The 20,055-nt window shown below is 68.8% G+C and carries 18 protein-coding genes; 13 read left to right on the top strand and 5 right to left on the bottom strand.

Going from position 1 to position 20,055, the window contains the following annotated elements; genetic code table 11:
- Nucleotides 1-57: 57 nt before the first annotated feature.
- Entirely contained in the window at nt 58-792 is a 735-nt protein-coding gene (locus tag OG300_RS18005) for a TetR/AcrR family transcriptional regulator (protein WP_405497413.1), read from the bottom strand.
- 108 nt (nt 793-900) lie between these two features.
- Here OG300_RS18005 and OG300_RS18000 point away from each other — a divergent pair, with 108 nt between their 5' ends.
- The 11 genes from OG300_RS18000 (at nt 901) to OG300_RS17950 (ending at nt 14,979) form a co-directional block, all read left to right on the top strand.
- Nucleotides 901-1,854 (top strand): ATP-binding cassette domain-containing protein, encoded by a 954-nt coding sequence (locus OG300_RS18000; protein WP_405497411.1) that lies wholly within the window; start codon nt 901-903, stop codon nt 1,852-1,854.
- Nucleotides 1,851-2,618, top strand: coding sequence for an ABC transporter permease (locus OG300_RS17995; protein WP_405497409.1), 768 nt, complete (start codon nt 1,851-1,853; stop codon nt 2,616-2,618). The genes OG300_RS18000 and OG300_RS17995 overlap by 4 nt, the downstream gene beginning before the upstream one ends.
- Before the next feature lie 366 nt (nt 2,619-2,984).
- Nucleotides 2,985-3,833: a lysophospholipid acyltransferase family protein gene (locus OG300_RS17990; protein WP_405497407.1), complete on the top strand. Its 849-nt coding sequence runs from the start codon at nt 2,985-2,987 to the stop codon at nt 3,831-3,833.
- Between the two features lie 678 nt (nt 3,834-4,511).
- Nucleotides 4,512-6,776: a germacradienol/geosmin synthase gene (locus OG300_RS17985; RefSeq protein WP_405497405.1), complete on the top strand. Its 2,265-nt coding sequence runs from the start codon at nt 4,512-4,514 to the stop codon at nt 6,774-6,776.
- Nucleotides 6,773-7,798: a polyprenyl synthetase family protein gene (locus tag OG300_RS17980; protein WP_405497403.1), complete on the top strand. Its 1,026-nt coding sequence runs from the start codon at nt 6,773-6,775 to the stop codon at nt 7,796-7,798. The genes OG300_RS17985 and OG300_RS17980 overlap by 4 nt, the downstream gene beginning before the upstream one ends.
- A 43-nt stretch (nt 7,799-7,841) precedes the next feature.
- Nucleotides 7,842-9,635: a 1-deoxy-D-xylulose-5-phosphate synthase gene (locus OG300_RS17975; protein WP_405497401.1), complete on the top strand. Its 1,794-nt coding sequence runs from the start codon at nt 7,842-7,844 to the stop codon at nt 9,633-9,635.
- 29 nt (nt 9,636-9,664) lie between these two features.
- Nucleotides 9,665-10,747: a polyprenyl synthetase family protein gene (locus OG300_RS17970; RefSeq protein WP_405497399.1), complete on the top strand. Its 1,083-nt coding sequence runs from the start codon at nt 9,665-9,667 to the stop codon at nt 10,745-10,747.
- Nucleotides 10,748-10,774: 27 nt separating this feature from the next.
- Complete coding sequence (locus tag OG300_RS17965) at nt 10,775-12,178, top strand: FAD-dependent oxidoreductase (RefSeq protein WP_405497397.1); 1,404 nt, start codon at nt 10,775-10,777, stop codon at nt 12,176-12,178.
- Between the two features lie 199 nt (nt 12,179-12,377).
- On the top strand, nt 12,378-12,947 hold the full coding sequence (locus OG300_RS17960; RefSeq protein WP_405497395.1) for a hypothetical protein: 570 nt from the start codon (nt 12,378-12,380) through the stop codon (nt 12,945-12,947).
- Nucleotides 12,944-14,053: a PrsW family glutamic-type intramembrane protease gene (locus tag OG300_RS17955; protein WP_405497393.1), complete on the top strand. Its 1,110-nt coding sequence runs from the start codon at nt 12,944-12,946 to the stop codon at nt 14,051-14,053. Before OG300_RS17960 ends, OG300_RS17955 begins: the two co-directional genes overlap by 4 nt.
- Before the next feature lie 59 nt (nt 14,054-14,112).
- Complete coding sequence (locus OG300_RS17950) at nt 14,113-14,979, top strand: GNAT family N-acetyltransferase (RefSeq protein ID WP_405497391.1); 867 nt, start codon at nt 14,113-14,115, stop codon at nt 14,977-14,979.
- Nucleotides 14,980-15,056: 77 nt separating this feature from the next.
- Here the strand turns inward: OG300_RS17950 and OG300_RS17945 are convergent, their stop codons facing one another.
- From OG300_RS17945 to OG300_RS17935, 3 genes are all read right to left on the bottom strand, one after another.
- A complete protein-coding gene (locus tag OG300_RS17945; protein WP_405497389.1) occupies nt 15,057-16,073 on the bottom strand; it encodes an alpha/beta hydrolase in 1,017 nt (338 codons plus the stop codon).
- A 229-nt stretch (nt 16,074-16,302) separates the two neighbouring features.
- Nucleotides 16,303-16,614 (bottom strand): transcriptional regulator, encoded by a 312-nt coding sequence (locus OG300_RS17940; RefSeq protein WP_405497387.1) that lies wholly within the window; start codon nt 16,612-16,614, stop codon nt 16,303-16,305.
- A complete protein-coding gene (locus OG300_RS17935; RefSeq protein ID WP_405497385.1) occupies nt 16,611-17,075 on the bottom strand; it encodes a hypothetical protein in 465 nt (154 codons plus the stop codon). The genes OG300_RS17940 and OG300_RS17935 overlap by 4 nt, the downstream gene beginning before the upstream one ends.
- Nucleotides 17,076-17,340: 265 nt before the next feature.
- On the opposite strand from OG300_RS17935, the gene OG300_RS17930 reads away from it, so the two are divergent.
- Together OG300_RS17930 and OG300_RS17925 are read left to right on the top strand one after the other, a co-directional pair.
- Nucleotides 17,341-17,565, top strand: coding sequence for a hypothetical protein (locus OG300_RS17930; protein WP_405497383.1), 225 nt, complete (start codon nt 17,341-17,343; stop codon nt 17,563-17,565).
- Nucleotides 17,566-17,647: 82 nt separating this feature from the next.
- Complete coding sequence (locus tag OG300_RS17925) at nt 17,648-18,862, top strand: serine hydrolase domain-containing protein (RefSeq protein ID WP_405497381.1); 1,215 nt, start codon at nt 17,648-17,650, stop codon at nt 18,860-18,862.
- Between the two features lie 3 nt (nt 18,863-18,865).
- Here OG300_RS17925 and trpS read toward each other — a convergent pair whose 3' ends face one another.
- Nucleotides 18,866-19,909 (bottom strand): tryptophan--tRNA ligase, encoded by a 1,044-nt coding sequence (gene trpS / locus OG300_RS17920; RefSeq protein WP_405497379.1) that lies wholly within the window; start codon nt 19,907-19,909, stop codon nt 18,866-18,868.
- Between the last annotated feature and the right edge of the window lie 146 nt (nt 19,910-20,055).

The raw sequence follows: 20,055 nt of genomic DNA, 5'->3' as shown, positions 1-20,055 counted from the left end.
ATGCTTGACGCCGGACGCGATTCGGTTGCCGGAACCGCCGTCCCGGTGAGACGACCGTCACCCGGTGGTGTGCGCGTCGATGAAGACCTGGTAGCCGTCCAGCAGCCGGGCCAGGGCGAAACCGAAATCGGCTTCCTCCCAGTTCATGTCGTCGTCCTCGAAGGCGTTGTTCATGATGGCGCTGGTTACCGTGGGGAAGCGGGCCGGGTCTATCACCTGGGCGAGGATGCCCGCGTAGTCCACGTCTTGCTGTTGCTGCTTGGCGGTGTCGCGCAGGAACCGGGTTCGCCCGACGACGTAGATCGACAGGTTCGTCACGAGCTGGAGCTTGTGCGGCTCGGTGATCGGCACCTCGGCCATCGCCGTCATCCCGGCTTCCAGCCAGGCCATGTTCTTCGGTCCCAGGGGCGGGCTCGACAGCGGCAGATCCAGCCACCAGTAGTGCTGCTGGATGCCACGGAACTCGGCCCACGCCCAGGCCTCCAGTTTCGCGCGCCAGCCGGGTGCGTCCGACAGGTCCGGCGGGTCGCCGAGCGAACGGTCGAACAGCAGCTCCATGAGGGTGTCCTTGCTGTCCACGTACCGGTACAGCGACATCGTGGTGAAGCCGAGTTCCTTGGCCACCCGGCCCATGGACAGCGCCGCGAAACCCTCGGCATCGGCGACGGCGGTGGCGGCCGCGACGATCTGATCGACGCTGAGCCCGCGCTTGGGCCCGCGACTACCCGCATCGTCCAGATCCCACAGCAGCTTCACCACTTTGGGCAGGGCCGGTTTGCCGGGCGTCTCCATCTGACCTCCTCGTCGCGGGTTGGCGTCTTCCATCTTGCGCCATCCCAAGAACTGTGTAGTCTATAAACAGTATAAGGCATACACACTTTCGACTCGGGGGAAGTACCCATGACGACAACCGGATCCGGCCCGGCCATCGAGGTCACCGGCCTGACCAAATCCTTCGGCGAGCACGCGGTGCTGGCCGGTATCGACCTGAATGTGCCGACGGGGACGGTGTTCGCACTGCTCGGTCCGAACGGCGCGGGCAAGACCACCGTGGTCCGCATCCTCACCACCCTGCTGCGGCCGGACGGGGGAGCGGTGCGGGTGGGCGGCCACGACCCGGTGTCCGAGGCGGCCGCGGTGCGCGCCCTGATCGGCGTCACCGGCCAGTTCGCCGCCGTCGACGAGGTGCTCACCGGCGCGGAGAACCTGCGCCTGATGGGCCGCCTGCTGCATCTGGGTTCGCGCGAAACCGGCAGGCGCACAGCCGGTCTGCTCGAGCAGTTCGAGCTGACCGAGGCCGCGAACCGCCGCGCGGGCTCCTACTCCGGCGGCATGCGCCGTCGCCTGGACCTCGCCCTGAGCCTGATGGGGGAGCCGCGCATCGTCTTCCTCGACGAGCCCACCACCGGCCTGGATCCGCGCAGCCGTCACGAATTGTGGCGGGTGATAAGAGGTTTGGTTGCCGACGGCGTCACCATCCTGCTCACCACCCAGTATCTGGAGGAGGCCGATCAGCTGGCGGATCGAATCGCCGTGCTGGACAACGGCCGTATCGTCGCCGAGGGCACCGCCGAGCAGCTCAAGCGCCTCGTCCCCGGCGGCCACATCCGCTTGAGCTTCGCCGACGAACAGGGTCTGGCTGCCGCCGCGCGAGCGGTGCCGCAGGCCGAGGTGGATGCCGAGCAGCTCGTGCTGCACGTGCCCTCGGACGGCAGTGTCGGCGACATTCGCAAGCTGCTGGACCATTTCGAGGATCACGCCGTGGCCATCGGCGAATTGGCGATCCACACACCGGATCTCGACGACGTCTTCTTCGCGCTGACCGGCGCACCCACGAAAGGTGCAGTGAAATGAGTACTTTCACCGATACCGTGCAGGATTCGACGACCATGGTCGGCCGCAATCTGCGCCACACCCTGCGCAGTCCGGACACCATGATCATGACCGTGATGGTGCCGGTGAGCATCCTGCTGATGTTCGTCTACGTCTTCGGTGGCGCGATGAACGTGGGCGGCCGCTATCTCGACTACGCGGTGCCCGGAATCATCCTGCTGTGCGCGGGTTTCGGATCCGGCGCGACCGCCGTGGCGGTGGCCACCGATATGCACAACGGGATCGTCGATCGCTTCCGGGCGATGCCGGTGTCGCGGCGCGCCGTGATCACCGGGCACGTGCTCGAGAGCGTGGTGCGCAATCTGATCACCACCAGCCTGGTGCTCGCGGTGGCGGTGGCGCTCGGGTTCCGGCCGACCACCGATCCGCTGCACTGGCTCGCGGTGGCCGGGATGCTGGTCTGCTACGTGCTGGCCCTGTCCTGGGTGGCCGCGGCGCTCGGTCTGCTGGTGTCGAATCCGGAGGCGGCCAACGGTTTCATGTTCCTGTTCATGTTCCTGCCCTATGTCAGCAGCGCTTTCGTGCCGACGCACACGCTGCCGAGCTGGCTGCACGGCTTCGCCGAGCATCAGCCGGTCACCTCGGTCACCGAGACCATGCGGGGACTGCTGATGGACACCTCGGTCGGCAGTCACGCGCCGACGGCGCTGGCCTGGTGTGCCGGGCTCGCGCTGGCCGGGTACCTGTCGGCGGGTGCGCTGTTCCGCCGTCCCGGCAAGGGCTGACATTCGGTTACTCCGATATGCGCATCTAACGATGAATCTCCCGTATGTCCGATCGCGGCGCGGGTGCGGAAAAGCAGGGCACCGAGAACCGGTGCCCTGCTTCGCGTTTGCCGGGGGTGTTGGGTTTCGCACAATCCGAAACAAGCAATTGCTTGTGTTGTAACGTCGATGGGGCAGGAGGACGGTGACGGGCATCTGTCGCAACGCAGCGACGTCCGCACATGAACCGGACCGCGCACGCGCGGCCGTCGGAGCAATCAATGGGGATGTGACCGGGGGCAATTCAATTCGGATCGATACTGCCCGGCAGTGTCGATGTCGTTGCGTGCCGCCCGTCCCCGGCAACGCAATCGACAGGAACGGCTCATGAGCGAAAACAAGGTTATTCCCGACCCGAACCACCCGCTGCTGCCGCTGGCTCGGGCTTACACCGACTACTTCACGCCGACGGTCACCGGACTGGAGAATCTCCCCACGTCCGGCCCGGCGCTGGTGATCGGTAATCACTCCTCGATCTACTGGGCGCCGGAGGTGTGGATCACCTTCATGGCGATGCTGGATCGCCGCCCCGGCGAACCGACCTACGGCGTCGCGCACGACATCCTTTTGCGCGCACCGCTTCTCGGTGACAGCCTGCGCGGCTTCGGTGTCATCCCGGCCTCGAAGGAGGCGGCGGCTACGGGCCTCAAGGACGGCGCGGCGGTGCTGGTGTACCCCGGCGGCGACTGGGAGGCGTGCCGCCCGTGGACCGAACGCGGCAAGATCGAGTACGCCGATCGCAAGGGCTTCATCCGCCTGGCCCTCGAACTCGGGGTGCCGGTGATCCCGGCGGTCGCCAACGGCGGCCACGATTCGATCTTCGTGCTCAGTCGCGGCGAGCGGGCGGCCAAGCTGTTGCAGCTCGACAAACTGGTGCGCGCCAAGGTTTTTCCGGTCACCCTGGGCCTGCCCTTCGGGGTGGCGCCGATCCTGCCGCAGATCCCGCTGCCGGCCTCGGTGACGGTCAGTTTCCTGCCCGCGCTGAACTGGTCGACCGAGCCGGGTGATCCGGCGGACGTCGACGCGGTCGACGGCTACTACGCCGAGACCGTGGCGACCATGCAGGGCGAGCTGGACCGGCTGCGCGCCGAGACGCCGAATCCGGTGGCGGCGGGCATCAAGAAGCACGTGGCCGGTTTGCCCGGACCGCTGTCCGCGCTGGCGGATCTGCTGTAGGACACACCGGTTCCGGTGTTTCGGATCCCGGGCGCGGTCGGCCGCCGCGCCCGGGATCCGCGGGGGGTTGCGGTGTGGTGCTGTGAGGTAACGCTTTACCGTCGGTGAGCGTCCGTACTACACTTTTGTCGGGTCAGGTCATATTGGGTTCAATGGCTGAAGGCTAACGGGTTATCGGGTTTCGACGCCGTTCGCGCGGCGATCAAATATATTGGCGTACAGCTTCATCGATCACACATATCGATCATTCGACGTATGGGACGGCATGCGGTGCCACCGGCGGATCGCGTCGCGATCCGGTGGACCGTTCGCGTCCGATTGTGGTGCAGGGAGTACTCGGATCATGGTTGGCACAACGGGTTTCGCGCAGTATCCGAAGGTATCGGGCGGGCTGGGGACGCTCGCCGCACTGACCGGTTGAGTTCCACTTCGTACCGATTCCGGCAACTCGGACAAATTCGCCGACAATTGTTGGAAACCGCCCGGCAGGTATTGTGCACCCCCGCCGAACAACTCACCGACGCGGATGGCTGAGCGTACAATTCGACTACGATCAGCACGCACGCGGTGCTCCGAATGGTGGAGCCGGATCGGGCGTCGAATATCCCCGTCACAATTCCCCCTGTCGCACAGTGTCTTTGTCGTGCAGGGATTCCCGTCACCGACCGAGGATGGCTCATGCAACCGTTCCGGCTTCCCGACTTCTACATGCCGTATCCGGCCAGACGCAATCCGCATCTCGAACAGGCGCGTACCCACACCAAGCGCTGGGCGCGCACCATGGGGTTCTTCGAACCCCAACAGGGACACCACATTTGGAGCGAGGAGGACCTCGACCGCCACGACTACGGGCTGATGTGCGCCTACACGCATCCCGATTGCGACGCGGCGAAGCTGGATCTGGTCACCGACTGGTACACCTGGGTTTTCTACTTCGACGATCACTTCCTCGAGCTGTTCAAACGCAGCCGAGATGCCCAGGGCGCCAAGGACTATCTGGATCGGCTCTACACCTTCATGCCGATCGGCGCGGAGGAGATGCCGGAGCCGGAGAACCCGGCCGAGCGTGGCCTGGCCGATCTGTGGGCGCGCACCTCCCCGGTCATGTCGGTGGACTGGCAGCGGCGGTTCCGGGGGAACACGGTGGCGCTGATGGAGGAGTCGCGCTGGGAGCTGGCCAATATCGCCGAGGGCCGGATCGCCAATCCGATCGAGTATTTCGAGATGCGCCGCCGGGTCGGTGGTGCGCCCTGGTCGGCGGATCTGGTCGAATTCGCCACCGGGCTGGAGGTTCCGGACCGACTGGTGCGTACGCGGCCGCTGCGGGTGCTGCGCGACACCTTCGCCGACGCCGTGCACCTGCGCAACGACCTGTTCTCCTACGAGCGCGAAGTGATCGACGAGGGCGAGAACTCCAACGGCGTGTTCGTGGTCGAGAACTTCTTCGGCCTGCCGACTCCGGCCGCCGCCGATCTGGTCAACGACATGCTCACCTCGCGCATGCAGCAGTTCGAGCAGGCCGCGCTCACCGAGGTGCCGCTGCTTTTCGCCGCCACCGGCGCATCGCCGGACGAGCAGCTGGCCGTCGCCCTCTACGCGAAAGGCTTGCAGGACTGGCAGGCCGGTGGCCATGAATGGCATCTGCGCTCGAGCCGCTACACCCACAAGGAGCCGTCCACGGCGAACCCGCTCGCACGGCTGCTCACCCCACACGGGCTGGGCACGTCAGGGGTCTTGCAGGACCTCAGCTATCAGGGCCTGGGACTGCGGCGGTTCAAGAACTTCCGGCACGTCCCGTACCTGCCGGTCGGCCCGACCCCGCTGCCGCGCATCGACTGCCCGTATCCGCTGACGTTGAATCCGCACTACGCGGAGGTGTCCGAACAGCTCGTCGCCTGGTGGTACGAGAACGACCTGTTCGATCCGGCCTGCCGCTGGGACGAACAGGTGCTGCGCGACGGCGATTTCGTGCTCTGCTCGGCCGGGCTCGACCCCGACGCCACGCCGGAGACCCTGCTGCTGTCGGCCTCGTGGCTGTCGTGGGGCACCCTGCTCGACGACTACTACCCCGAGATGTTCGCCAGGCGAAAGGATCTGGCGGGAGCGCGGCTGCAGACTCGCCGCCTGATGGACTGCATGCCCATCGAGGGCCCGGCCGCCATCGTCCCGGCCAACCACCTCGAACGCGGGCTGTGCGACCTGTGGCAGCGCAGTTGCGCCGCGGCCGACACCGCACATCGGGTGGAATTGCGCGACTCGGTCGAGCACATGTTCGACGCCATGGTGTGGGAGGTCGACAACCAGATCCTGCACCACATCCCCGACCCCATCGACTATGTCGAAATGCGCAGGGACACCTTCGGATCCGAGATGACCGCGGCCATGTCGCGGCTCGCGCACGGCGAGACGCTGCCGGAGTCGATCGCCGGGCACCGGGTGCTGCGCGACCTCGAACACACCATCGCCGACGCCGGCGGCCTGATCAACGACGTGTTCTCGTATCACAAGGAAACCGAGTTCGAGAACGAGCTGCACAATATGGTGCGGGTGCTCGAGAACGCCCTGGACTGTGACCGGGACGCGGCCGTGGCCATGACCGTCGCGCTGATCAACGCGCGTGTCGACCAGTTCCAGCGCGTGGTGAACCTCGAAATCCCGGCCCTGTACCGGGAATACGACGTGGACGACGAGGTCCGCGGCATCATCGACCGGCGGGTGCTCGAACTGCAGGATTGGCTCGCCGGAGTGCTCAATTGGCACGTGAAGACCCGACGCTATCCGGAAACCGGACTGCGGCAGCGCTTTTCGCGAACCTTCTTGCCGAGCGCCGAGCGGTCGGCACAGCGTCCGGCCGGGTTGCGGCCCACCGGATTGGGCACCGCCGCCGCACAATTGAGCTATCTGCGTGATCGCCGGGCCCTCACGAAAGAAGCCTCCTCATGACCGCGACCGCGTACGTCCCCCCTGTCGATCGGCACACCGAGATCCTGGCCCGCGCCCGCAGCGTGCTCGATCCGGTGCTGCGCGCGGCCGTGGCCACGCTGCCGGAACCCATGCAGCGCATGGCCGGATATCACTTCGGCTGGTGGGACGCCGAGGGCGTGGTGATCCAGGGCGACTCCGGAAAACTGCTGCGCCCGGCCCTGGCCACCTCCGCCGCCTTCGCCTGCGAGGGCGTCCCCGCCGAAGCCGCCGCGGCGGCCGCCGCCGTCGAACTCATCCACAACTTCACCCTGATCCACGACGACGTCATGGATTACGACGCCATGCGCCACGGCCGCGCCACCGTGTGGCGGGTGTGGGGGCTGGCCGACGCCATCCTGGCCGGTGACGCCCTGCACGCGCTGGCCACCAGCGTGCTCACCGCGCTGCTACCTCCGGTCACCGCGATGGCCGCGGTGGAACGGCTGGAGTCGACGGTCACCGAGATGTGCCGTGGCCAGCACGAGGACTGCCATGCCGGGGACGCGGCGGGAACCGTCGCGGACTGGGAGCGCATGGCCATGGGCAAGACCGGCGCGCTGTTCGGCTGCGCCTGCGCGCTCGGTGCGCTCAGCGCGGGCGCGAACGACGAAACCGTCGCGCGCTTCGAACATTTCGGCCGCGACCTCGGGGTGGCGTTCCAGGCCGTCGACGACCTGCTCGGCATCTGGGGCGATCCCGCCGCCAGCGGTAAACCCACCGGCGATCTGGCTCGCCGTAAACACTCGCTGCCGATCGTGCAGGCCCTGGAATCCGGGACCGACGCCGGTCGCGAACTCGCCCGGCTCTACGACGGCGACGAACCACTGTCCGCGGACCAGATCGCCGGTGCCGCGGTACTGGTCGAGCAGGCGGGCGGGCGGCGCGGCACCCAGCTCGAGGCGGCGCGGCGCATCCGCACCGCGGTGGCGGCACTGCCCGCCAAATCCGGCTGCGGTGACCTCATCACGCTCGCCCAGCTCGTCGGCCATCGCAACAAGTGAAGGAGGGCCGCACCATGAACGCAGCACCGATCGGCGGCCCCCGATGACCACCGCACCACCGTTCTCCGCCCGTGTCACCGCTCCCGGCGCGGCCACACCGCTGGCCGGGATCGACTCCCCGGCCGCGGTGCGCGCCCTGCCCGCCGCGCAGATTCCCCTGCTGGCCGCCCAGATCCGGCAGCTGATCATCGACTCGGTGCTGACCACCGGCGGGCACCTGGGCTCCAACCTGGGCATCGTGGAACTCACCATCGCGCTGCACCGCGTCTTCGAATCACCGCACGACACTCTGCTTTTCGACACCGGGCACCAGGCGTACGCGCACAAGATCCTGACCGGTCGCCGCACGGAATTCGCCACCACCCTGCGGCAGCCCGGCGGACTGTCGGGGTATCCCAGCCGCACCGAATCCGAACACGACATCATCGAGAACAGCCACGCCTCCACCGCCCTCGGCTACGCCGACGGCATCGCCAAAGCCCGTGCGCTGCAAGGCTGTCCGGAGCGGTCGGTGGTGGCGGTCGTGGGCGACGGCTCGCTCACCGGCGGTATGGCGTTCGAGGCACTCAACAATCTCGGAGCCAGCCCGCGACCGGTGATCGTGGTGATCAACGACAACGGGCACTCCTATTCGCCGACCGCCGGGGCGCTGGCCGTGCACCTGGCCCGGCTGCGCGGCGGCGGATCCGATCAGGGGCCGAACCTGTTCGAGCACTTGGGTTTCGCGTACTTCGGGCCGATCGACGGGCACGATGTCGAGGCGCTCGAGACGGCGCTGCGGCGGGCTCGCGCGCTGAACCGGCCGGTCGTCGTGCACGTGGCGACCATCAAGGGGCTGGGCTACGAACCGGCCTGCACCGACGCCGAACGCATGCACACCGCCGGGCCCCGCGCCCCGGGCAAGCCGGTCGTGGCGCGCCGCACCTGGACCGACGTGTTCGGTGAGGAGCTCATTCGAATCGCCGGTGGCAGAGACGATGTCGTCGCCATCACCGCCGCCATGCCCGGGCCCACCGGACTCTCCGGCTTCGCCGAGCAGTTCCCGGGACGCTGCTACGACGTCGGCATCGCCGAACAGCACGCCATGGCCAGCGCGGCCGGATTGGCCACCGCCGGAATGCATCCCGTGTTCGCGGTGTACGCCACCTTCCTCAACCGGGCGCTCGATCAGTTGCTCTTCGACATCGCCATGCTCGCCCTGCCGGTCACCTTCGTGCTCGATCGCGCCGGGCTCACCGGACCGGACGGGCCCAGCCACCACGGCATGTGGGACCTCACCGTGCTCAGCGGGGTACCCGGCCTGCGGGTCGCGGCCCCGCGCGACGCCGCCCGGCTGCGGGAACTGCTCGGCGAGGCGATCGCGGATCAGTCCGGGCCGACCGTGCTGCGATTTCCGAAAGCCGCGGTGGGGGAGGACATTCCGGCCACCGAACGCTTCGGCGGCGTCGACTATCTGCATCGTGACGAGCACAGCGAGGTGCTGCTGGTCGCGGTCGGCCCGCTCGCGGACGCCTGCCTCGAGGCCGCCCGCGCGCTGTCGGGACTGGGCGTGCCCACCACCCTCGTCGATCCCCGCTGGGTGCTGCCCATCGGACCGCATCTGCTCGAAACCGCTGTGGCGCACCGCCTGGTGGTGACCGTCGAGGACAACACCCGCGTCGGCGGTGTGGGCGCGGCCCTGGCCCAGGCGCTCGCCGACACCGGCAGCGCCGTCCCCGTCCGCCGCATCGGGCTGCCGCACCGCTTCCTGCCGCAGGGCGAACGCGGGCCGCTGCTGGCCGAATACGGGCTCACCGCCCACCACATCATGCAGACCGTGCTGCAGGCCCGGCCATGACCACCACACCGCATCGGAGGACGCCCCGCATGAGCACCCCCACCCTCGCCGTGACGCCCATGGACCGCGCTGACATCCGGGTGCGGGTGGAGGCGCGGCTGCGCGAATTCCTCGCCGCGAAAACCGAAGCCGCAGCCGCCGCCGACCTGCCCGCCGACGTGGTCGAGGCCATCGCGACGTTCCTTTTCGCGGGCGGCAAGCGGATCCGGCCGCTGTTCTGTGTGCTCGGCTGGTACGCGGGCGGTGGCGGCGAACTATCCGAGCAGGTGATCCGGGCGGCGGCCGCGGTGGAACTGTTCCACGCCGCGGTGCTCATCCACGACGACATCATCGACGACAGCGACACCCGCCGCGATCACCCCACCGTGCACCGGGCGGTGGCGCAGCGCCGCCGCGGCGCGGGCGACCATCCGGCCGCCGCCCGCTTCGGCACCCACGCCGCCATCCTGATCGGCGACTTCGGGCTGGTGTGGTCGCAGGAACTGCTGCACGCCGCCGCCCTGTCCGCACCCCAGATCGGTGCTGTCACACCGGTTCTCGACGCCATGCGCACCGAGGTGCACTACGGGCAGTACCTGGATCTGCTCACCACCGGGCGACCCACCCCCGACCTCGACCGGGCGCTCGAGATCATCCGCTACAAGACCGCCGCCTACACCGTGGAGCGCCCGCTGCAACTGGGTGCGGCGCTCGCGGGCGCGGGAACCGAGGTGGCACAGGCACTCTCGGACTACGGTCGGCCCCTCGGGGAGGCCTTCCAGTTGCAGGACGACCTGCTCGGCGTGTACGGCGACCCCGCGACCACCGGCAAATCCAATGTCGACGACCTGCGCGAGGGCAAGCACACCGTGCTGCTCGCCCTCGCCCTGCGGCACGCCGACGCCGCCCAGCGCGCCACCCTCGAGGAACTGATCGGCAACCCGCTGCTGGACGAGGACGGGGCCGCGCGCTGCCGGGAGGTCCTCGACGTCACCGGGCGACCCCGGGTGGAACGGATGATCCGCGAGCGTTGGGAGACCGTGCTCGACACCCTTGCGCACGCCCCCTTCCCACCCGCCGCGGCCACCGCACTGCGTGGCATCGCCGAGGACATCATCACCAGAACCGCATAGCCCCAACGGATTCCGGAGGATCCGCCCATGGCCTACGTCATCACCCGGCCCGGCTGTAAGTTGCGTGTGGCCATCGTCGGATCGGGTCCGGCGGGCTGCTACGCGGCACGGGAACTGCTCGCCCACGACGCCGCCGTCGAGGTCGAGATGTTCGAACGGCTGCCCGCGCCGTGGGGATTGCTGCGCTCCGGCGTCGCCCCCGACCGGCCGGACACCAAACAGCTCACCGAGGTGTTCGACCGGGTCCTGGACACCGATGCCCTGGCCATGCACCTGAATGTGGCGGTGGGCGAGCACATCCGGCTGCCGGAGCTGCTCGCCCACCATCACGCCGTCGTCTACGCGACGGGTGCGGCGGCCGACCGGCGATTGGGGATCCCCGGAGAATGGTTGCCGGGCAGCCATTCCGCCGCCGAGTTCATCGGCTGGTACAACGGCCATCCCGACTACGCCGATCACCACTTCGACCTGTCCGGAGAACGGGCCGTCGTCGTCGGCAACGGCAATTCCGCCCTCGACGTGGCCCGCATCCTCACCGCCGACCCGCGCCGGCTGGCCGCCACCGATATCGCCGAGCACGCCTTGGACGCGCTGCGGCACAGCCGGATTCGCGAGGTCGTCGTGCTCGGCAGGCGGTCCCCGCTGCAAGCCGCGTACACCGGGCTCGAGCTGCTGGCCCTGGGCAGGCAGCCGGGCGTGGACGTCATCGTCGACGAACACGACCTGGAACTGGACGTCATCGCGCGCGCCGTGCTCGAGGATCCGGGCGTCGATCCCGTGCTGCGCCTGAAATGGGAGCTCGCCGTCGAATACGCGCGCCGCGACCGGGTGCCCGCGCATCGCCGGATCCTGCTGAACTTCCTCGCCACCCCGGTCGCACTGCACGGTCGGACCCGGGTCACCGGCATCACCTTCGCCCGCAACGAGATCGGCTACAGCGCAGGCGAACCGGTGGCGCGGCGCACCCCGCACGCCGACGTCCTCGACACCTCCCTGGTGCTGCGCGCGGTCGGCCACCACGGGCAGCCGATCCCGGACCTGCCCTTCGATCCGAGCGTCGGCGTGGTCCCCAACGCGCGCGGCCGGGTGCTCGCCAAGACCGGTCCGATGCCCGGGGTGTATGTCACCGGGTGGATCAAACGCGGTCCGCACGGCGACCTCGACTCGCATCGCCTCGACGCCCGCGAGACCGTCGAACAGCTGCTCGACGACTTCCACGGCGACCGGCTGCCCCAACCCGGCGGCGGCCGCAGCGAACTCCTCGACCTGCTCACCCGGCGCTGCCCCGACCGCATCGACCGGACCGGATGGCTGGCCCTCGATGCGGCCGAACGCGAGGCGGGTCTGGCGAGCGGCCGCCCGCGGGTGAAGTTCACCGCTCTCGAGGACTGCCTGCGCGCTGCCCGGCGCGCGCCCGCCGGCACACCCTGAACCGGCCCGAGACGCGCTATCCGGGAGTCGCTTTCCTCTCGATCAGCAGTCCTCCGGCGATGCTGACCGGCCTCTGCCGACCCCGTGTGGTTAACTCGCGGCAAGCGTCGGGCGACCGTTGCTCGGGTCCCGCTGCGAGCGCCGGGAACGCCTCCGCGGTCTCCGCACGTTGCTTCGAGGAGCCGAGAGGTGGAAAAGCATGGTGCGCCTGATGCATTCGATAGTGCCCGCGGTCGGCGCGGTGGGCGCGCTGGCCATCGCCTTCGCGGTGCCGCCCATCCTGAACGCGGTGGTGCCGCAACGGGAGACCGATATCGCGGCCGGAACCCTGATCGCCCTCACCGCGACCGGCATCGGGGCGGTGCACGGGGGCACTGATCCCGCCAACGGCGTCACCTTCCAGGTGCCGGAACCCATGCGCCGCGTCGCGACCGGTGACGAGTCGATCGTGGTGCTGCGTTCCACCGACGGGGCGCAGCGGCTGTCGGTATCGGTGTCCGACGGCATCACCGACTTCGCCACGGCCGCACCGCGATTGCTGCTGCCGCTGCGCGCCGCCGGCGTGACCGTGCGCTACGACGGCGGTCAGGTGGCCGCCGGTGAGTTCCAGGGCCTGAGCTGCGTGTTGCCCGACAGCGCCGGCGGCGTGTGCGCGGTCGCGCAGAGCGGTGACGTGGCCGTCATGATCACCGCCACCGGAACCACCGCGCAGGACGGGAACTCGTTGATCGCCGCCGTGCTCTCGAGCGCCAAGGCGGTGGAGTCGTGAGCTGGTTCCAGCCGCGGACACCGCTGTTCTGGGTGTACTGCCTGGCCGTGATCGCCGGACCGCTGCTGTTTCTGCTGCAGGCCGCCGGACAGGTGTGGTTCGCGGGCCCGCCCGCACTGGCCGCACTGCCGATCACCGCGCTGACCCTGCTGCTGATCGGCCGAATTCTATTCGCGCTGGACCCTTTCCGGGCGCGCAGGCATCTCGTCGCGCCGATGGCGATGGGCGCGATATGGGGTGCCACGGTGTGGACCGGGCTGGCGATGTGGGCCAACGACAATATGACCCGGGTGATCACCAACCTGTTCGGCGACCGCTTCGCGATCAACTGGCAGGCCGCCATCACCGCGCCCCTCGACGAGGAGTACATCAAGGCCATCGGAATCGTGGTGGTGGCGTTGCTGTTCCGGTCCCGGCTGACCCGGCCCATGCACGGACTGCTGCTGGGCGCCTCGGTGGGGTTGGGCGCGCAGATCGCCGAGGACTGCCTCTACAGCACCCAGACCGCGCTGAGCTCACCGCAGGAGCCGGTCGTGGACGTGCTGCTGGTGGCGGTGCTGCGCCTGGTCACCGCGTTCACCTCGCACTGGGCCATGTCGGCGCTGGCCGGGGTCGGCGTGGTGGTGCTGCTGGTGCGCACCGACCGCTCCCGAATCTGGCGGCTGAGTGTGTTCGCGCTGTTCTACCTGCTCGCGGTCACCATGCACTTCCTGTTCGACGCGCCCCGGCCACCCGGTCCGGCGCTGCTGTCGACCTATCTGCCGATCCTGGTGGACCTGGCCATCTTCGCGCTGGCCTACGCCTGGGTGCTCGCGGTCGAACGCCGGTGGTTCCGCGGTCTGATCGCCACACCCGCGGCCCGCACCGTCGGCAGCGAGGCCGGGCTGGCCCCGCTGCTCACCTATCACCGCCGCCGTCAGGCCCGCGCGATCCTGCGGCGCGCCACCGGTTTCACCCGTCGCCAATCCCGCGACTACGAGCGCGGACTGCTGCGACGGGTCACCGACCTGAGCGTGGCTCCCCTCGGGCAAACAGTGTCGCGGCCCGGATTCGATAGCGGACCGGGCCCGGCACCTGGCCCGATGGGACCGACCTTCGCCCGGTAGCCCACTTACCGCGTGCCGATGACCTGCGCATCGTCAACTGGACGCTAGCGTGGGACACCATGAGTGAGGGCCAGACGCTTCCCGCACCGGCGCGCGACGACCGCGCCGGCGAGCTGCTGGAACGACGACAGCAAGCCTTGTGCAATTACCTGGACGCCAGTGCCGATATCGCGGGCACCCGGATTCGCGCCAATCTCGGCGGGTGGAAACGCTGGCTACAGGTGCTGCCCGGCTCGACCCTGGCCCGCGCCACCGGCCGCCGCGACGACCTGCTGCGCGAACTGGCCCGCCACGGCGTCGGCGCCGACGACCACCGCTGGGGTGTGCTGTCCGGCGGCTTCATTCCCAGCCTGGGGCATCCGGTCGGCCTCGAGCACACCCTCAACGGTCTGGTCACCGGATACGAGAGTGCCGACCCGCTGTGGACCCGGCAGTTGCAGCTGCTGGCCCGCGCCTCCGAACAGGCGCGCCCGCAGGCCGCGGTCGGTGACCGCAGCATCGTCGCCGACCTCACCGAGGAAGTGCTGAGCGTGATGCGCACCGCACCCGATGACGGTGCGCGGCAACGACTTTCCGATCACCTACCCGGTGTGCTGCGCCCGGTTCCGTTCGACATCGACACCCTGCGCCGCGACGACGAACTCGTCGAGGTGGTCTTCGACGTCTACGCCGACACCATCAAACTCGACAACATCACCGTGAATCCCGAACTGCGCGGCAGCGGTCTGGGCACCGCGGTGCTGCAGCATCTGTGCCGGGCCGCCGACGCCAACCACCTCTACATAGTCGGCCAGCTGGTGCCCACCTTCCGCGACGACGACTCCGCGGTCCCCACCCTGGCGCGCTGGTGCCGCCAGCACGGCTTCGCCGTCAACGAGCGCCTCGGCGGCCGAATCTCGCGCAGCCCCTTCAGCATTCCGGCCTGACAAACGAGAACGCTCCGGCTCAGGAAACGAAAACGCCCATGCCGGATGGCATGGGCGTCGTCGTCGAGCGGGATGCGTCAGGCGGGCACGTTCATGCCCGCGGCCAGCATCGGCCAGGAGTTGTGCAGCGCACGCTCCCAGTAGGGCCAGTAGTGGGTGCCGACCGGATCGAACTGGTAGGTCGCCGGGATGTTCAGCGTGTTCAGCTTGGACTGCAGGTTGTGCGTGCAGCCGTTGACCGCGCCCTCGATGATCATGCCGAGCGCCAGGTTGACCGCGCCCATCGGGCCGGGGGAGCTGCCCAGGTAGTAGTTCACGTCATCGATCACCGGAATGCCGCTGCCGGTGGAGATGTAGAGCTGGGTGCCGCGCAGCTTCTCGGCGTTGAGGACCGGATCGTTGGCCGCCCACAGCGGGCTGTCCGACGGGCCGTACATGTTGTCGGTGTTGCCACCCGCCCAGGTGCCCGCCGCGAGCCGCACGAACTCCTGGCCCGCCGGATCGGCGATCTGCGCGCAACCGCTGTAGGCCGCGACGGCCTTCCACAGGCCAGGCTTGGCCTCGGCCAGCTGCAGCACCGAGGTGCCGGAGGTCGACAGGCCGGTCAGCGCGTCCACCCCGGTCGAACCCAGGGCGGCGTCGAGCAGCGGCGGCAGCTCCTCGGTGAAGAACGTGGTCCACTTGTTCACGCCCAGAACGGGATCCGGCGACTGCCAGTCGGTGTAGTAGCTGCCGCGGCCACCGATCGGCTGGATCACGTTGACCTGCTTGTCCGCCAGGAAGCCCAGGGCGTTGGTCTGGGCCTTCCAGCTCGCGGTGCCCTCGCCGCCGTCGAGGCCGTTGAGCATCCACAGGTTCGGCGCGGGCGTCGACTCGTCGACCGGGCGCTGCACGTCGATGGAGATGTTCTTGGCCATCGCGGCCGAGTACACCTGCAGGTGCCAGGTGCGGCCGTCCTTGGTGATCGAGGTGATGGTCGAGGCCTGGCCGGGGTCCGCCGCGGCGGACCCGCACGGCACGGCGAACAGTGCGGCGGTGAGAGCGAGGGCGGTGGCGCGTGCGAAGGCCACCTTCCGGAGTGCGGAGAGCTTCATCTAGTGCGTCGTTTCCAGTTCTCGGGCCCGCGGCGGGCACGTTTGTCGAAGTGCGGTCTTCCCTGCGGCGAGCCTGAGCGGCGTGTGCCCCTGCCGCTACGTCTGTTGCCGCCGCAATATTGTTACCCGACTGTCTTTCAACTGTCGCGATCCGTATGACTTTCTCACGTCAGGCGACTCGCCGGGGACCCCCCGATTTTCCGGGGCAGGAAGATCTCGCTCAGTGGGATCAGGATTCGATGGGCGGGGCGGTGGCACCGGAGACGATTTCCTGCAGGGCCGCGATGTGGCCGTGGAAGGCGTCGAGCCCGCCCGGGGTGAGGCGGGCGCGGACCTTGTGGCGGGTGCCGTCGAGACGCCGTTCGGTGGCGACGTATCCGGCCTCCTCCAAGGTGGCGAGCTGTTTGGAGAGGGCCGAATCCGACAGTCCGAGACGGTCTTTGAGGAAGGCGAACTCCGCCCAGTCCGCGGCCGCCAGGGTCGCGACCAGGGTGAGCCGGGTGCTGGGATGGATGAGCTCGTCGAAGCGCGCGACGGTCATGCGTGCGCCCAGCGCCGCAGCACCCGCAGGATCTCCGGGCCGCCGAACCCGATGATCGCCGCGATCAGTACCGACGACCAGATGCCCGCGTGGCGGGTGCCGTCCGCGTCGAGCGCGAAGGCGGCGGCGACGGTGAGGGCGACCAGCCCCAGCAGCATGCCGATCACCACCAGGGGCAGTCGCCGCCCGGCGACCTCGGCGCTGACCTGAACCCCGTCGGTGCGTCGGCGTCCGTCCAGCAGCCGCGTCGCGAAAGCCGAATGGGCCGCACCGAATCCGAGGGTGGCGGTGATGCTCAGCCATTGCGGGCCGAATTCGCCGATGGCTCCGAGTCCGAGCCAGGCACCCGCCAGAACCCACCAGTAGCCGCGCGGCAGGCCGACCTCGTCGGCGACTCGGCGGCGAGCCTGCGCGGCGGCCTCGAGGGCGGCGCGGGCCTGGTCCGGGACGATGTTCTCCATGATGACTCCTCACTTTCCTGTCTGGAAAGAGAGTCTCACTTTCCTGCCTGGAAAGTCAAGGGCCCGATGCTGGTCCACTGATTCGGGTGAACCACGCAAACCGGTCAAAAATCGTATTTGACCTTGTGAAATAGGCTCTGGCTATTGCCTGGCGGCGCGCGTACTCTGGCCCGCTGAGTGTCTACGACGGCGTCGCATCGGAAGTGAGAACAGGCTCGTGCCTCTGACATCGGGAATCAGCTGGGGGAGCGCTATTTTCGGGCAAATGCCCGGACCGCCCATGGGGACCATCATGATGGCCGACGACGGCTCGGTGCTGGTCACCCTGCGCCGGCTCAACTGGGCAATCGTCGTGGTGACCGCGACCCTCGTCATCCTGGCCGCAATGTTCCTCGCGGTCCTGGTCAGCACCGCCCACTTCCACGACGCGGCTCCGCCCCCGCCCGCCCCGATGGGGAACTGCCAGCCGTTCTGCTCCGCCGCGCACTGACCATCCGGGGCAACGCCGCCACGCTTCGGGAATAACGTTCGCCGCCACCGGTTGTCGCTGACGGCGAACGAAGGAGCGGATTGTGACGGATGTGCGGACCGGATTCTCGGCGGCGGGCTTGCGCCGCGTCAGCGAGACGCTGCGGGACTATGTGGAGCGCGACGAGGTGGCCGGTGCGGTCGCCATGATCTTCCGGCACGGTGAACTGATCCAGGTCGACGCCGTCGGCGCCCGGGATCGCGCCGCGGGCCTGCCGATGCGGCGCGACACCCTGTTCCGGATCGCGTCGATGACCAAGCCCATCACCGCGGTGGCCGCCCTGACCCTGGTGCGCGACAAGCTGATCGGGCTCTCCGACCCGGTGGATCGCTGGCTGCCGGAACTGGCCGACCGCACGGTGCTGCGGGATCCGGACGGGCCACTCGACGACGTGGTCCCGGCGACGCGCCCGATCACCGTCGAGGATCTGCTCACCTATCGCCTCGGACTGGGCTGGGGCCGTTCGAGTCTCGCGCCGCGGCTGTTCGCCCTGACCGCCGATCCCATCGCGAGCGCCATCGGGGTCGCGGACGCCGAGCGGTTGAGCCCCGACGAATGGTTGCGGGCGATCGGCGAGCTACCGCTGATCGCCCAGCCCGGCGCGGTGTGGCGCTATCACACCGCCTCCGACATCCTCGGCATTCTGATCAGCCGGGTGACCGGGCAGCCACTCGAGACCGCGCTGCGCGAGCGGGTGCTGGACCCACTCGGCATGGCGGACACCGGATTCACGGTGTCGCCCGAGCGGCGCGATCGACTCAGCGTGCTCTACGGGCCCGAGCTGGTGGAACTGGATCGGCCCGCCACGACCGCATGGGGTGAGCCGCCGCTGTTCCCGTCCGGTGGCGCGGGTCTGGTCTCGACCGCCGACGATTATGCGCGCTTCGCGCATCTGCTGCTCAATCGTGGTGAGCTGGACGGGGTTCGGATCCTGCCGCCCGAACTGGTCGACGCCATGCGGCGCGATCACCTCACCGCGCAGCAGCATTCGGCACCGCCGTTCAATCCACCGCTGGGTCAAACGCTGTGGGATGAGCAGGGTTTCGGCTACGGCGTGCAGGTGCGCACGGTGCCGGGCGCGACGAGCGTCGGCACCATCTCCTGGCCCGGCGGCCTGGGCACCGACTGGTACGCCGACCCGGAGCGGGACCTGGTGGCGTTGCTGCTGGTGCAGTCGGCCAACATCATCGTCGCCGCGGAATGGCGCAGCCCGCTCGGCGGCGATTTCCTCGCCGCCGTCTACGGGGCACTCGACTAGCGGCTAGCTGTAGACGGTGCCCATCGCCGCGCGGACCTCGCCGAGGGTGCGCTCGGCGATCTCGTTGGCACGCCGATTGCCTTCGCGCAGTACGCCAATCGCGAAGTCGGGGTCGGCGGCCAGTTCGGCGCGGCGGGCGCGATGGGCGGCGAAGAAGTCGTTGACCGCGTCGGTGGCCACCTTCTTGAGGGCACCACCACCGCCGTCACCGATCTGCTCGGCGATGGTCGTCTCGTCCATGCCCAGACAGATCGAGGCGGTGGTCAGCAGCGCGGAAACACCGGGGCGGGTGTCGGGGTCGAAGGTGATGTGGCGGTCGGAATCGGTGGGGGTGCGCTTGATCAGTGCGGCGGTCTCATCGGCGGACATGCCCAGCGTGATCGAATTGCCGTAGCTCTTGGACATTTTGCGGCCATCGAGGCCCGGGATCTCCGGGGTGGCGGTCAGCAGCACCTGCGGTTCCGGGAAGACCTGGCCGTAGCGCTCGTTGAAGCGGCGCGCGATGACCCGCGTCATCTCCACGTGCGGCAGCTGATCCTTGCCCGCGGGCACCAGATTGCCCTTGCAGAACAGGATGTCGGCGGCCTGATGCACCGGGTAGGTGAGCATCAGCCCGCTCAGCGCGCGCCCGGAGGCGGCGTGCTCGGCCTTCACCGTCGGATTGCGGTGCAGCTCGGCCTCGGTCACCAGGCTCAGGAACGGCAGCATCAACTGATTGAGGGCCGGCACCGCGGAGTGGGTGAAGATGGTGGCCTGATCGGTGTCGATCCCGGCGGCGGCGTAGTCGAGGATCGCGCCGAACACGCTCTCGCGGACCTGCCCGAGGGTGTCGCGGTCGGTGATGACCTGATAGTCGGCCAGGATGACGAACAGGTCCACGCCCAGGGCCTGCAGTCGGGCGCGTTCCCGGATGGTGCCGAAGTAGTGGCCCAGATGCAGTGCGCCGGTGGGCCTTTCACCGGTGAGCACCCGGTAGTCGCCGGGTCGCGCGGCCACTTCGGCGGCGAGGTCGGCGCTGCGGTCGCGGCTGGCGGAGAAGGAATTCACCGTACAACTCCTGATCTTCGAGGAGGGCTGCACGAGCTGGATCCCGGCGAGGGGTCACGGGCTGCGTCCAGCCCGTGAACATGACTAATCGGGCTGCGTGGGCAGCCACCACCAGGACTGATGGTTCGCGATCATGCGTTTCACCC

Source organism: Nocardia sp. NBC_00511, from assembly GCF_045161165.1.
Taxonomy (GTDB): Bacteria; Actinomycetota; Actinomycetes; order Mycobacteriales; family Mycobacteriaceae; genus Nocardia.
This window is presented reverse-complemented; position numbering and strand designations above follow the sequence as displayed.